General features: G+C 65.5%; 14 protein-coding genes. 7 read left to right on the top strand and 7 right to left on the bottom strand.

Features of this window, described 5'->3' with window-relative positions:
- Positions 1-3: 3 nt before the first annotated feature.
- From WJU27_RS11235 to WJU27_RS11220, 4 genes are read right to left on the bottom strand one after another with little or no spacing between them, the layout of a single operon-like run.
- Positions 4-435, bottom strand: coding sequence for an RDD family protein (locus WJU27_RS11235; protein WP_020163607.1), 432 nt, complete (start codon positions 433-435; stop codon positions 4-6).
- 53 nt (positions 436-488) lie between these two features.
- Positions 489-941 carry a DUF3106 domain-containing protein gene (locus tag WJU27_RS11230; RefSeq protein WP_020163608.1) on the bottom strand — a complete coding sequence of 151 codons (453 nt, stop codon included), beginning with the start codon at positions 939-941 and terminating at the stop codon, positions 489-491.
- Positions 941-1366 (bottom strand): DUF3619 family protein, encoded by a 426-nt coding sequence (locus WJU27_RS11225; RefSeq protein ID WP_020163609.1) that lies wholly within the window; start codon positions 1364-1366, stop codon positions 941-943. Before WJU27_RS11225 ends, WJU27_RS11230 begins: the two co-directional genes overlap by 1 nt.
- On the bottom strand, positions 1363-1929 hold the full coding sequence (locus WJU27_RS11220) for an RNA polymerase sigma factor (protein ID WP_081629060.1): 567 nt from the start codon (positions 1927-1929) through the stop codon (positions 1363-1365). Before WJU27_RS11220 ends, WJU27_RS11225 begins: the two co-directional genes overlap by 4 nt.
- 138 nt (positions 1930-2067) lie before the next feature.
- On the opposite strand from WJU27_RS11220, the gene WJU27_RS11215 reads away from it, so the two are divergent.
- From WJU27_RS11215 to WJU27_RS11195, 5 genes are all read left to right on the top strand, one after another.
- Complete coding sequence (locus WJU27_RS11215) at positions 2068-3777, top strand: acetolactate synthase 3 catalytic subunit (RefSeq protein ID WP_019919415.1); 1710 nt, start codon at positions 2068-2070, stop codon at positions 3775-3777.
- Between the two features lie 154 nt (positions 3778-3931).
- On the top strand, positions 3932-4423 hold the full coding sequence (gene ilvN, locus WJU27_RS11210) for an acetolactate synthase small subunit (RefSeq protein ID WP_019919414.1): 492 nt from the start codon (positions 3932-3934) through the stop codon (positions 4421-4423).
- 66 nt (positions 4424-4489) lie between these two features.
- Positions 4490-5506, top strand: a complete 1017-nt coding sequence (gene ilvC, locus WJU27_RS11205; RefSeq protein WP_020163611.1) for a ketol-acid reductoisomerase — start codon at positions 4490-4492, stop codon at positions 5504-5506.
- 267 nt (positions 5507-5773) lie between these two features.
- The gene (pssA, locus tag WJU27_RS11200) at positions 5774-6553 is read left to right on the top strand and encodes a CDP-diacylglycerol--serine O-phosphatidyltransferase (protein ID WP_020163612.1); all 780 of its coding nucleotides are present in this window, start codon (positions 5774-5776) and stop codon (positions 6551-6553) included.
- 128 nt (positions 6554-6681) lie between these two features.
- Entirely contained in the window at positions 6682-8226 is a 1545-nt protein-coding gene (locus WJU27_RS11195) for a 2-isopropylmalate synthase (protein ID WP_304004042.1), read from the top strand.
- Between the two features lie 10 nt (positions 8227-8236).
- Here the strand turns inward: WJU27_RS11195 and WJU27_RS11190 are convergent, their stop codons facing one another.
- Both WJU27_RS11190 and wrbA read right to left on the bottom strand, forming a co-directional pair.
- Positions 8237-8596 (bottom strand): DUF2069 domain-containing protein, encoded by a 360-nt coding sequence (locus WJU27_RS11190; RefSeq protein ID WP_341422166.1) that lies wholly within the window; start codon positions 8594-8596, stop codon positions 8237-8239.
- A 2-nt stretch (positions 8597-8598) separates the two neighbouring features.
- Positions 8599-9192: an NAD(P)H:quinone oxidoreductase gene (wrbA, locus tag WJU27_RS11185; RefSeq protein ID WP_341422165.1), complete on the bottom strand. Its 594-nt coding sequence runs from the start codon at positions 9190-9192 to the stop codon at positions 8599-8601.
- A gap of 81 nt (positions 9193-9273) precedes the next feature.
- On the opposite strand from wrbA, the gene WJU27_RS11180 reads away from it, so the two are divergent.
- Entirely contained in the window at positions 9274-10116 is an 843-nt protein-coding gene (locus tag WJU27_RS11180) for a YhjD/YihY/BrkB family envelope integrity protein (protein WP_341422164.1), read from the top strand.
- Positions 10117-10119: 3 nt separating this feature from the next.
- On the opposite strand, the gene WJU27_RS11175 is transcribed toward WJU27_RS11180, so the two are convergent.
- The gene (locus tag WJU27_RS11175; protein ID WP_341422163.1) at positions 10120-11601 is read right to left on the bottom strand and encodes a hypothetical protein; all 1482 of its coding nucleotides are present in this window, start codon (positions 11599-11601) and stop codon (positions 10120-10122) included.
- Positions 11602-11767: 166 nt separating this feature from the next.
- Here WJU27_RS11175 and pyrF point away from each other — a divergent pair, with 166 nt between their 5' ends.
- A complete protein-coding gene (pyrF, locus tag WJU27_RS11170; protein ID WP_341422162.1) occupies positions 11768-12502 on the top strand; it encodes an orotidine-5'-phosphate decarboxylase in 735 nt (244 codons plus the stop codon).
- Positions 12503-12507 lie beyond the last annotated feature (5 nt).

The following is a 12507-nucleotide window of genomic DNA, read 5'->3' as shown; positions in this document are numbered from 1 at the left end:
CGCTCACTTGATGCGTATTACCCGGGTGCCGGCCAGTCTGTCGTGCAGGAACTGGCGGTCGCGGTCGAACAAGGCCCAGAACAGCCCGACGCCGCAGAACAGCAGCGACGGCCAGCTCAGCAGATAGCGCGCGAGCGCGCGTTTCAGTTCGGGCGGCCTGTCCTGCGTCGCGTCGACGACACGTATCCCCCAGGTCTGCATGGCCAGCGTCTGTCCGCCACGGCGCCAGTAGTGAACGAAATACAGGCCAAGCAGCAGCAGGATGTGCAGCCAGGCGAACCAGCCTTGCGGCGCCAGTTCGAAGAACAGCCCGACGATCAGATAAGGCAGCATGAAACCGGCCGCCAGCACACCAAGCAGCAGCAGGGATTCGTAGAGCAGCGATGCGAGGCGCCGGCGCAGGCCGGCCGCCGGATAACGGGTCGTTTCTGACATGTGGAAGCGGTGCGGCGTGGCCGCGTTATGAATTGGACGGCGAAGCTGCCTGTTTACTTGCGGACCGGCGCCGCCGCCGCCGCGCCCGGCGCCTTGCTGCCCGGGCGTTGGGCCGCGCCGAGCCGGCTGCGTTCCTCCGGCGACAGCCCTTCGTAGGCTTCCCATTGCCGGCGCAGCGTTTCGCGCTGGTCGGCGGGCATAGCCTGCAGGCGCTTGTAGCGCTCGCGTGCCTCGATGCGCTCCTGTGCCGTCAGACTGCCCCAGTAGCTCATGCGGGCACGCATCCGCGACTGTTCCTCCACCGTCATCGACGGGTAGCGCGCGGCCAGATCGAGCCACTTGCGGCGGCGTTCGGCGTCGAAGCTGTCCCAGTCCGCTGCCAGCGGCGACAGGATGGCCTGTTCGGCCTGGCCGAGCTGATGCCAGCCAGGTGCCCGGGTCTGTGCTGATGCGCCGGCGCAGGCGAGGGTGGCTGCAAGCAGCGCACCGGCAAACTTGCGTCGCATCAGGATCTGCCCTGGCTGTCGAGCCAGGCTCCGAAACCGCGATCGAGGTAGGCGTCGATAGGCAGATCGTCGGTCAGCAGGGCACTGTCGATGTCGAGGGATTCGTTGAAGCGCTCGTCCTGCGATTGCTGGCTGGCCAGGGCGGCGATCAGTGCGAGCATCAGGATACCGACGGCCGGCGCCAGTCCGTCGCGCAGCCAGCCGCCGCCCAGATGGCCCGGCAGCCCGGCAAAACGGGGCAGCCATGCCAGTCGGCGGCGCGGCGTGGCGGCCTCCAGTGCGCGCTCGCGTGACTGGCGCAGGCGGAACACGATGTCGGGGGGCAGTTCGGTGCAGGAGGCTTCGAGCGCCGCGTGCACGCGCTGGCCGATCGCGGCCTCGTCGGTCGCCGCGGACGGAAATGTCGTTCGAACGGTGGATTTCATAGCTTGATGCCACGCAGTTTGAGGGCGGCAGCGAGCGCGTGGGTCGCGCGCGAGCAATGCGTCTTGACGCTGCCTTCCGAACAGCCCATGACGGCGGCCGTTTCGGCAATGTCCAATTCTTCCCAGTAACGCATCAGAAAAGCTTCGCGTTGACGCGTCGGGAGGCGGGATATTTCACGTTCTATCAGAGCCATCACCTCGCTCTGTTCGAGGTTCTGCTCCGGCGTACGACCCAGTTCCGACGGCTCGTCGATCACCATGTTGTCGAGCGGGTCGTAATCGTCGTCCTCGTCCGAGCCGGTAAAGGACGACAGCAGCGTGGTCCAGGTCGAGCGCACCTTGCGCCGCCGGAACATGTCGCGGATCACGTTCTGCAGGATGCGCTGGAACAGCATCGGAAACTCTTCCGCCGGCCGGTCGGCGTACTTTTCCGCGAGCTTCATCATCGCGTCCTGCACGGCATCGAGTGCGGATTCGTCGTCGCGCAGCGCGAATACGGCCTGTTTGAAGGCGCGCCGTTCGACCGCGGCGAGAAAGCCGGAAAGTTCTTCGCGAGATGCCAGGATGTGTCTTTCTCAGGGTGGGTGGCGATCGCTGCGGAGCGGGCGGTCAGGCCCGTGCGATGCCGAAAATGCCTTGACCGGGAACTGTGCGACAGCTACCCTTTGCGGCTTTTCCGGAATTTTTTTACAGGTGTGGCGATGCTTTTGACCGGAGCGGAAATTGTAGTCAGGTGCCTTGCGGAAGAAAAGGTCGAGTATGTTTTCGGCTATCCCGGCGGCGCCGTGCTGTACCTGTACGACGAGCTTTTCAAGCAGGACAAGGTCCGGCACGTACTGGTCCGCCACGAGCAGGCTGCACTGCACGCCGCTGATGCCTATTCGCGTTCGACCGAGCGCGTCGGTGTCGCGCTGGTGACCTCCGGCCCCGGTGTGACCAACGCGATCACCGGCATCGCGACCGCCTACATGGATTCGATCCCGATGGTGATCATTTCCGGTCAGGTGCCGACTGCGGCCATCGGTCAGGATGCCTTCCAGGAGTGCGACACGGTCGGCATCACCCGTCCCTGCGTGAAGCACAACTTCCTGGTCAAGGACGTCAAGGACATCGCCACCACCATCAAGAAGGCCTTCTATATCGCGAAGACCGGCCGTCCTGGCCCGGTGCTGGTCGATATCCCGAAGGACATCACGATGGCCAAGGCCGAGTTCGATTATCCGAAGTCGGTCACGATGCGCTCCTACAACCCGATCACCAAGGGTCACCAGGGCCAGATCAAGAAGGCCGTCCAGCTGCTGCTGGAAGCCAAGCGCCCGATGATCTACGCCGGCGGCGGCGTCATCCTGTCCGACTGTTCGGAAAAGCTGACCAAGCTGGTGCGCACGCTCGGTGCCCCGTGTACCAACACGCTGATGGGCCTCGGTGCCTATCCGGCGACCGACAAGCAGTTCGTCGGCATGCTCGGCATGCACGGCAACTACGAAGCCAATATGGCGATGCAGTACTGCGACGTGCTGATCGCGGTCGGTGCCCGCTTCGATGACCGCGTGATCGGCAACCCGGCCGACTTTGCCCGCGTCGCGCGCAAGATCATCCACATCGACATCGACCCGTCGTCGATTTCCAAGCGCGTGAAGGTGGATGTGCCCATCGTCGGCAATCTGCCGGACGTGCTGGACGACATCCTGCGCCTGCTCGATGCGTCGAACGACCGCCCGGACAAGGAAGCGCTCGGCGAGTGGTGGAAGCAGATCGAGGAATGGCGCCGTCGTGACTGCCTGAAGTACAAGCAGAGCGACGAAGTGATCAAGCCGCAGTTCGTGGTCGAGAAGCTGTGGGAAGTGACCAAGGGCGACGCCTTCATCACGTCCGACGTCGGCCAGCACCAGATGTGGGCTGCGCAGTACTACAAGTTCGACAAGCCGCGCCGCTGGCTCAATTCCGGTGGTCTGGGCACGATGGGCGTGGGCATTCCTTACGGCATCGGCGTACAGCTCGCCCACCCGGGCTCGCCGGTGGCGGTGGTGACCGGTGAAGGTTCGGTGCAGATGAACATCCAGGAACTGTCGACCTGCAAGCAGTACCGCATTCCGCTTAAGATCTGCAGCCTGAACAACCGTTACCTGGGCATGGTCCGCCAGTGGCAGGAAATCATCCACGGCAACCGTTACTCCGAGTCCTACATGGATTCGCTGCCCGATTTCGCCAAGCTGGCCGAGGCCTACGGCCACGTCGGCATCCGGGTCGAGAAGCCCGGTGACGTCGAGGACGCGCTGCGCGAGGCCTTCAAGCGCAAGAACGATCTGGTGTTCATCGACTTCCAAGTCGATCCGACCGAGAACGTGTATCCGATGGTGATGGGCGGCAAGGGTCTGACCGACATGATCCTGTCGTCCGAGGACCTGTAACGCATTACCCCGACACTGTCGTGCGCGGACCCCGGCAGCCATGCGTCGCCGGGTCCGCCTGACGGACTTACCAGTCTGTCAGGCAGCGGGCACCGGCCTCCGGCAGCCCGTCTTCGCGGCGGCGGTTCCTGATTTCCAGAAAGAGGCGCTCGCAATGAGGCATGTCATTTCCGTACTGATCGAGAACGAAGCGGGCGCGCTGTCGCGCGTGTCCGGCCTGTTCTCGGCGCGTGGCTACAACATCGAATCGCTGACCGTGGCACCGACCGAGGATGGTTCGCTGTCGCGCATGACCATCATTTCCACCGGCTCGGACGACATCATCGAGCAGATCACCAAGCAGCTGAACAAGCTGATCGAGGTGGTGAAGGTGGTCGACCTGTCGGAAGCCGCGCACATCGAGCGCGAACTGATGCTCATCAAGGTGCGCGCCACCGGCAAGGACCGCGAAGAACTGAAGCGTGTCGCCGACATCTTCCGCGGCCGCATCATCGACGTGACCGACTCGACCTATGTGATCGAACTGACCGGCAACACCGCCAAGCTCGATTCCTTCGTCGGCGCGATCGACAGTTCGCTGATCCTGGAAACCGTGCGCACCGGCGTCGCCGGCATCGGCCGCGGCGACCGCATCCTGCGTCTCTGATCCGCACACCGCATTCCGCTCCAGCCCGCAGCACCGCATAAACCTACACAGCACAAGGGAAAACCCATGAAAGTCTTCTACGACAAGGACGCAGACCTGTCCCTGATCAAAGGCAAGAAAGTCACCATCGTCGGCTACGGTTCGCAAGGCCATGCCCACGCACAGAACCTGTCGGACTCCGGCGTCAAGGTCACGGTCGGCCTGCGCAAGGGCGGCGCGTCGTGGAAGAAGGCGGAAGGCGCCGGCCTGAAGGTGAAGGAAGTCGGCGACGCGGTGAAGGGTGCCGATCTGGTCATGATCCTGCTGCCGGACGAGAACATTCCGCAGGTCTATTACGGCGACGTCGAGCCGAACATCAAGAAGGGCGCGACCCTGGCGTTCGCCCACGGCTTCAACATCCATTACAACCAGGTCATCCCGCGTGAAGACCTGGACGTCGTCATGGTCGCACCGAAGGGCCCGGGCCACACCGTGCGTTCCGAGTACCTGCGCGGAGGCGGTGTGCCGTCGCTGATCGCCGTGTACCAGGACAAGTCGGGCAAGGCGCGTGATCTCGCGCTGTCGTACGCGGCTGCAAACGGCGGCACCAAGGGTGGCGTGATCGAAACCTCGTTCCGCGAAGAGACCGAAACCGACCTGTTCGGCGAACAGGCCGTGCTGTGCGGTGGTCTGGTCGAGCTGATCAAGGCCGGTTACGAAACGCTGACCGAAGCCGGTTACGCGCCGGAAATGGCCTACTTCGAGTGCCTGCACGAAGTGAAGCTCATCGTCGACCTGATCTTCGAAGGCGGCATCGCCAACATGAACTACTCGATCTCGAACAACGCGGAATACGGTGAGTACGTCACCGGCCCGCGCGTGATCGCCGGCGAAGCCCGTGCCGCGATGAAGGAATGCCTGGCCAACATCCAGAATGGCAACTACGCCAAGAACTTCATCCTCGAAGGCCGGACCAACTATCCGGAGATGACCGCACGTCGTCGCCTGACCGCCGCCCACGAGATCGAGAAGGTTGGTGCGCAACTGCGCGGCATGATGCCGTGGATCACCAAGAACAAGCTGGTCGACCAGTCGAAGAACTGATTGGCGTCCCGCCTGGCCCGGCGGTTCCGGCACATCCGTGCCCGGGCCGCCGGGCCTTTTGCATTCCGGGCCATGGTACGCCATGGTTGCTCCGGCGCTTTCGCGATGCGTGTCATCCTGATACGTTGAGGGCAGTGGTCGCCCGTTCGCCGCGCCGAAGCGCGCAGTCCGTCCGTCGAGTCGGACAATGAGCACGTATGGCCGACCGGCCTGTAATGCAGAATCCATGCCGCGGTGATCCCGCGCATGGTTCGTCGGAGTGAATGCATGTCCGAATACGATCCGCAGTACATCAAGCCTGCCGACCCGGTAAAGCGCCGGCGCGGCATCTACATCCTGCCCAACCTGTTCACGACGGCTTCGCTGTTCGCAGGTTTCTACGCCATCGTGCAGGCGATGAATGGACGCTATGAATATTCGGCGGTCGCCATCTTCATCGCCATGGTGCTCGACGGTCTCGACGGCCGTGTCGCCCGACTTACCCATACGCAATCGGCCTTCGGTGCCGAATTCGATTCGCTGTCCGACATGGTGTCCTTCGGTGCTGCTCCGGCGCTGATCGCCTATGAATGGGCCATGCGCGGTCTGGGCAAATGGGGCTGGATCGCCGCCTTCATCTACTGCGCCGGTGCCGCGCTGCGCCTGGCCCGCTTCAACACCAACCTGGGTACCGTGGACAAGCGCTATTTCCAGGGGCTGCCCAGCCCAGCGGCCGCCGCGCTGGTGGCCGGTCTCGTCTGGGTGGCGACCGACAACGGCTACACCGGACCCGACATGCGCTGGGCGGCCTTCGTCATCACGCTGTTCGCCGGGCTGACCATGGTGAGCAATGTGAAGTTCTGGAGCGGCAAGGACATCAACCTGCGTCGCAGCGTGCCCTTCATCGTCATTTTCGGATTCGTGCTGGCCTTCGTCGCCGTGTCGGTCAACCCGCCGGTGGTGCTGTTCAGCCTGTTCGTTGCCTACGGCCTGTCCGGCTACGTGATGTGGCTGATCCGCTTCTCGCGGCGCAAGCCTCAGCTGCCGCCGACGCCACCGGAGGCCTGAGCCGGCACGCCGTTGTCGCGGCGCGACCCGGCGACTATATTCGCGACCCTGTGCCGCTCGCGGCCAGCCGCCTGTTTGACGAAACGACCTTGCGCGCCCGCCGCTGCGGACGCGCCCCGGAGACTGCAATGACCGACCGCCTCATCATTTTCGACACCACGCTGCGCGACGGCGAACAAAGCCCGGGCGCGTCGATGACGCGCGACGAGAAGCTGCGCATTGCCCGCCAGCTCGAGCGCATGCGCGTGGACGTGATCGAGGCCGGCTTTGCGGCCGCCTCCAACGGCGATTTCGAATCGGTGCGTGCGGTCGCTGAAACCATCCGCGAATCCACCGTCTGTTCGCTGGCGCGCGCCAGCGAGAACGACATCCGCCGCGCCGGCGAGGCGATCAAGCCGGCAGCGAGCGGCCGCATCCATACCTTCATCGCGACCAGCCCCATCCACATGGAGAAGAAGCTGCGGATGAGCCCCGACCAGGTGGTCGAGCAGGCGATCAAGGCGATCGGCTGGGCGCGCGAGTACACCGAGGACGTCGAATTCTCGGCCGAAGACGCCGTACGCTCCGACATCGATTTCCTGGTGCGCGTGTTCACCGAGGTGATCAAGGCCGGCGCGAAGACGATCAACGTGCCGGACACCGTCGGCTACTCGGTGCCGGCGCAGTGGGCTGAGCGCATGCGCATCCTGATCGAGCGCGTGCCGGGCGCCGACAAGGTGGTGTGGTCCACGCACTGCCACAACGACCTGGGCATGGCGGTCGCCAATTCGCTGGCGGCGGTGATGGCCGGCGCCCGTCAGGTCGAGTGCACGATCAATGGCCTGGGTGAGCGCGCCGGCAACGCCTCGCTGGAGGAGATCGTGATGGCCGTGCGCACGCGCCGCGACGTGTTCGGTGTCGAGACGCGCATCGACGCGACGCAGATCGTGCCGGCTTCGCGCCTGGTATCGACCATCACCGGCTATCCGGTGCAGCCTAACAAGGCCGTCGTCGGCGCCAACGCCTTTGCGCACGAATCCGGCATCCACCAGGACGGCGTGCTCAAGCACCGCGAAACCTACGAAATCATGCGTGCCGAGGACGTGGGCTGGAATACCAACAAGCTGGTGCTCGGCAAGCACTCCGGCCGCAATGCCTTCCGCGCCCGTCTGACGGAACTGGGCATCGTGGTCGAGTCGGAGGAGCAACTGAATGTCGCCTTCGCCGCTTTCAAGGAACTGGCGGACAAGAAACACGAAATCTTCGACGAGGACATCCAGGCGCTGATGAGTGACGAGGCGGTCACGCCGGAGCAGGAGCAGTACAAGCTGGTGGCGCTGAGTTCGCGTTCGGAAACCGGTGAACTGCCACAGTCCGTCGTCACGCTGTCGGACGGCGGGCGCGAAGTGAAGGTGTCGTCCAATGGCAGTGGCCCGGTCGATGCGGCCTTCTGTGCCATCGAATCGGTGGCGAAGAGTGGTGCCGAACTGCTGCTTTATTCGGTTAACGCGATCACCACCGGCACTGACGCCCAGGGCGAGGTGACCGTGCGTCTCGCGCTCGGTGGCCGCATCGTCAATGGGCAGGGTGCCGACACCGACATCATCGTCGCCTCCGCCAAGGCCTACATCAACGCGCTGAACAAGCTGCAGGGCGTGCAGAAGCTGAATCCGCAGGGCGAAAGCCCGATATGAACGACAGATCCTAGTTCGATTGCGCGAGCCGGCTCGGTGCGGTGAGCTTGGAGTAGAACAGGCAGCCCAGGAACAGCGTCACCGACAGCAGTGTGTAGGCGACGGCCAATTGCGCCGACGGGCTGCTGTCAGACGTGGCGCGTACGATGCCTTCGGTGAAGTAGGCCAGGCTGAGCAGCGACATCCATTGATGCGTGTAGCGCTTGCCGCGCAGGATGCCAAACAGCGCGCCCAGCAGCGGCAGTATCTTCAGCACCAGCCATGAGCCGCCTGGCCGCAGCGGGGCCAACCACAGCTCCCAAGCGAGGCCGAGCAGGATGAGGGCGATGAGGCTGGATGAGGCCAGCAGGTTCCAGTGTCGTGCGGTCATGGTCAGGCGGCGAGTTTGAGTGCGGTCAGCGCAAGCCGGCGGCCGAGCGCAAATGCGAGTCGTGCTTCGGCTTCCGACAGCTGTGTCCGCCCATCGTGCCCGCTCACGTGGCTGGCGCCGTAGGGCGTTCCGCCGTCCGGCGTGGTCGACAGATCGGGCTCGGAATAGGGCAGACCGACGATGAGCATGCCGTGGTGCAGCAGCGGCAGCGTCATGCTCAGCAGGGTGCTTTCCTGCCCGCCATGCATCGAGGTGGTCGAGGTGAAGACCGCGGCCGGTTTGCCGGTGAGCGCGCCGGCCAGCCACTGCGGGCTGGTGCCGTCGAGAAAGTACTTCAGTGGAGCGGCCATGTTGCCGAAGCGGGTCGGGCTGCCAAGGGCGAGGCCGATGCACTCCTCGAGGTCGCGGGCTTCCGCGTAGGGCGCGCCGCTGTCCGGTACCGCCGGGGCCGTTGCTTCGCTGACGGTCGACACCGGTGGTACGGTGCGCAGGCGCGCTGCCGCGCCCTCGACGGAATCGATGCCGCGGCCGATCTGGCGCGCCAGATTCAGCGTCGATCCGTAGCGGCTGTAATACAGGACAAGAATTTCTTTCAACGCGGGCCATCCAGCAGAATGAGGCCCGGAGTGTACAGCTTTGCCGGTCCCGATCTGCTGACGGACCTGCCACGGTTCCCGATGTCTTCACCGCCGATTGATTTTTTTGTCCGTCCCCTTCACGTGCTGGGTGCTGCCGCGCGGCGGCACCGCGAGGGCCGCGCCGCGCAGTCGGCGGCCGCGCTTGCGTTCGCGTTGCTGTTCGCACTGGTGCCCTTGATCGTGCTGGTGCGTCAGCTGTCGGTCTGGCTGCCCGAAGTGCTGCAGTTCGGCAAGCCGCTTCAGGCCTACCTGACAGGCAGTCTGCTGCCGGACGACGCCGGCGCGGCGGTGGTCCGTCACGCGACGCGTTTCGTCGCCAAGGCACGCCGGCTGTCGCTGGTCGATCTGCTGCTCCTTCTGGGCAGTGCCTGGGTGTGGGTGCGCACCGCGGACCACGCGCTCAATGCGATGTGGCCACAGCGACCGCCCCGGCGGCTGCGGCGCACCGCGCTGATCTATCTGACGCTGCCGGTGCTCGCGCCCTTCGCACTCGGCGCGGGAACGGCGCTGAGCCTCTATCTGGTGACGGCTTCTCTCGGCGCGGTGAACGAGCCGCCCTGGGTAAAGGTGTTCCTGCTGCGCGCGGCAGCGGCGCTGGTGACGGCGGGCTTCCTGCTGTTGCTGTACCGGACGCTGCCACGCGCCGCCGTCGGACTGCGTCCGGCGCTGTGGGGTGCAGTGGTGGCGACCGCGCTGCTGACGCTGATGCAGAAGGTGCTCAGCCTGTACATCGAGCACATGCCGGGTTACGCAGTGGTCTACGGTGCGCTGGCCACGCTGCCGGTCTTCCTGCTCTGGCTCTACCTGTTCTGGTCCATCGTGCTGTTCGGCGCTGCGGTGACCGCCGTGCTGCACGACCGGAGCGGGCGGCACTCGGGCTGATACTCAGGGCCGACTGGCCGGATCGGATCGACCACCGCTCGTGTTGGCGCTCATTTCCTCGATCTCGAACAGTTCGAAGGCCTGCGTCTGCAGGTCGAGGTCGGACAGGCGCGCGTCACCGAGCCGGTAGCGGCCACCGGAATTGTGCGCGATGAGCAGGTCGCGACCGTTGGCCTCGCCAGGCGGCAGCATGATGCAGGGGTGCGGGCGGTGGCTGGTCAGCGGTGGCAGGCGTAATGCGGGGACGGCGGCCCGCGACCCCGATGCCTCGAATACCACGGTCGCTGCCTGGGCGCCGTGGCTGAGCAGTTCCACCCCGACATCGATGGCGCCGGCACTGGCGCTGCGCGCCCAGCGCACGACGCAGATCATCCAGTTGCGACTGCCGCTGCCCTTGATCAGCACCGGCAGGCCGGGCCGGACCAGACCGGTCGGGCCTGTGTCGAGGCGCAGCGCGAAACCGTTCGGGCTGTCGTTGAGCAAGGTCCAGCCGGTGGTCTGGTTGTCCCAGTCAGCGGCTGGGTCGCGCCGTTCGAGAAGGTGCCAGATGGCATCGAACCCGATCAGCATGCGTATCGCCTGGCCGCGTTCGCGGCGTGCGTGCTGCCGTCGCGGCATCGCCATCCAGCGCGCCTGCAGGCGGCGCAGCAGACGCCGCGTGCGCGTCTGACCGAGACAGGCGGGCAGGTACATGTCGGCAACGTTGCCGCCCTCGTCGATCAGGTCGAGATGATGGGCCAGCACCTGACCGAGTCGCTGGCAGGAGCAGTAGAGGATGTGCGGACCGCGCTCCGGATCGGGCGCCGCCCGCAGCAGCGGCGTCGGGCCGTGATCGTGCTCGTCGTCTATCCAGAACCACGAGTCGAGGTCGCGATGCGGCGGGTTCGACTGGATCTGCACCGCGCCCGAATAGCTGCGCACGTAGTCGGCGATGTTGAAGAAATCGGCTGGCGTGAGGTGCGGCGGCTGCGCCAGTTCGAGCGCGATCAATTCGCGGTGCAGCTGTTCGGCGTCCGCCGAGCCGGCGATCTGGGTGGCCGGCGAGGCCATCATGCGGGCGTGCATCAGCAGGGCGTGCGCCGTTGTCCACATGCCTGGCGGTACGTCGGCTGCGGTCAGCGTGCGCAGGGCATAGACGTCCAGCAGGCAGAGCATGGCGTGGCCCGCCGCGCGCGATGGCTTGTGTGCGGCGCGCGCCTGCAGGGCGTCGAGATAGCTGCGCGCAATCTGCATCAGCGCATCGCACAGCAGATCGGCCGCATCGCGCAGCGTGGCATGCACCGGCAGTCCGCTGGCGGCAAGCTGCGGCTTCAGTGCCGTCGCGCAGGCCAGCGCGCGGTCGTGGAAGATGTCGAGCACGCGTACCCGCGCTGGCGCGTCCATGCGCGCCTGGGCGAGCACGCCGAGGCAGGTGGCCAGCCCGGCTGCTTCATGTCCGGGATCGCCGGCGGCGGGTGTTGCCAGCCAATCGAGTACTGTCCGCAATGGATCCCCGGTCTTTGCCGAGCGCAAAAGGCTGTCGGGCGCGGCAGGAACGGGGGCGGGGGCGGACATCGGGGTGGGGCGCAAGGACGTGTAGAGCGCTGATTCTAGTAAACTCGCGTTTTGTCTGCGCAGGCCATACGCCTCACTTTCCGTCCGCACCATGAACATGCCTACTTCCTCCGCCCAGTCCAAGGCCGTCATCGACCCCGCCGATCGGCTCATCGTGGCGCTCGACGTGCCCTCAGCGGATCAGGCGCGTGCCATCGTCGACCAGCTCGGCGACGCCGTCCGCTTCTACAAGATCGGCCTCGAACTGTTCATGAGCGGCAACTACTTCGAACTGCTCGATTGGTTGATCGCACGAAACAAGAAGGTTTTCGTCGACCTGAAGTTCTTCGATGTGCCCGAAACCGTGCGCTCCGCGGTACGCGCCCTGTCGTCCAGCGGTGCCACCTTCGCGACTATTCACGGCAACCAGGCCATCATGGAAGCCGCCGGCGCCGACAAGGGAGCGCTGAAGATACTCGCCGTCACCGTGCTCACCAGCCTGGATCGGGGCGATCTCGACGATCTGGGCTTTGCCTGCGACGTCGATGCGCTGGTGCTGTCGCGCGCTCGGCGTGCGCTGGCCGCGGGCTGCGACGGGGTCGTGTCGTCGGGGCTGGAGGCGCCGCACATCCGCGCCGAGCTGGGCGAGCGCATCCTGGTGGTGACGCCGGGCATCCGGCCGGTCGAGAACCGGCCGGTCGATGACCAGAAGCGCACGGTCGATGTCGCGCAGGCGCTGACCAACGGCGCCGACTACCTGGTGGTCGGGCGGCCGATCCGCAATGCGGCCGATCCGGCGGCGGCGGCCTGGCGCATGCAGGAACAGATCGCGCAGGCGCTCGGCCAGCGCTGATCGTT

The organism is Methyloversatilis sp. NSM2, from assembly GCF_038066675.1.
Classification (GTDB): Bacteria; Pseudomonadota; Gammaproteobacteria; order Burkholderiales; family Rhodocyclaceae; genus Methyloversatilis; species Methyloversatilis discipulorum_A.
Note: the sequence above shows the minus strand (reverse complement) of the source record. Positions and strands in the feature narration are given on the sequence as shown.

Excerpts from the sequence above, each read along its gene's own strand:
- WJU27_RS11235 (WP_020163607.1), bottom strand. The coding sequence starts at position 435 with ATGTCAGAAACGACCCGTTATCCGGCGGCCGGCCTGCGCCGGCGCCTC.
- WJU27_RS11230 (WP_020163608.1), bottom strand. The coding sequence starts at position 941 with ATGCGACGCAAGTTTGCCGGTGCGCTGCTTGCAGCCACCCTCGCCTGC.
- WJU27_RS11225 (WP_020163609.1), bottom strand. The coding sequence starts at position 1,366 with ATGAAATCCACCGTTCGAACGACATTTCCGTCCGCGGCGACCGACGAG.
- WJU27_RS11215 (WP_019919415.1), top strand. The coding sequence starts at position 2,068 with ATGCTTTTGACCGGAGCGGAAATTGTAGTCAGGTGCCTTGCGGAAGAA.
- ilvN (WP_019919414.1), top strand. The coding sequence starts at position 3,932 with ATGAGGCATGTCATTTCCGTACTGATCGAGAACGAAGCGGGCGCGCTG.
- ilvC (WP_020163611.1), top strand. The coding sequence starts at position 4,490 with ATGAAAGTCTTCTACGACAAGGACGCAGACCTGTCCCTGATCAAAGGC.
- pssA (WP_020163612.1), top strand. The coding sequence starts at position 5,774 with ATGTCCGAATACGATCCGCAGTACATCAAGCCTGCCGACCCGGTAAAG.
- WJU27_RS11195 (WP_304004042.1), top strand. The coding sequence starts at position 6,682 with ATGACCGACCGCCTCATCATTTTCGACACCACGCTGCGCGACGGCGAA.
- WJU27_RS11190 (WP_341422166.1), bottom strand. The coding sequence starts at position 8,596 with ATGACCGCACGACACTGGAACCTGCTGGCCTCATCCAGCCTCATCGCC.
- WJU27_RS11180 (WP_341422164.1), top strand. The coding sequence starts at position 9,274 with ATGTCTTCACCGCCGATTGATTTTTTTGTCCGTCCCCTTCACGTGCTG.
- pyrF (WP_341422162.1), top strand. The coding sequence starts at position 11,768 with ATGCCTACTTCCTCCGCCCAGTCCAAGGCCGTCATCGACCCCGCCGAT.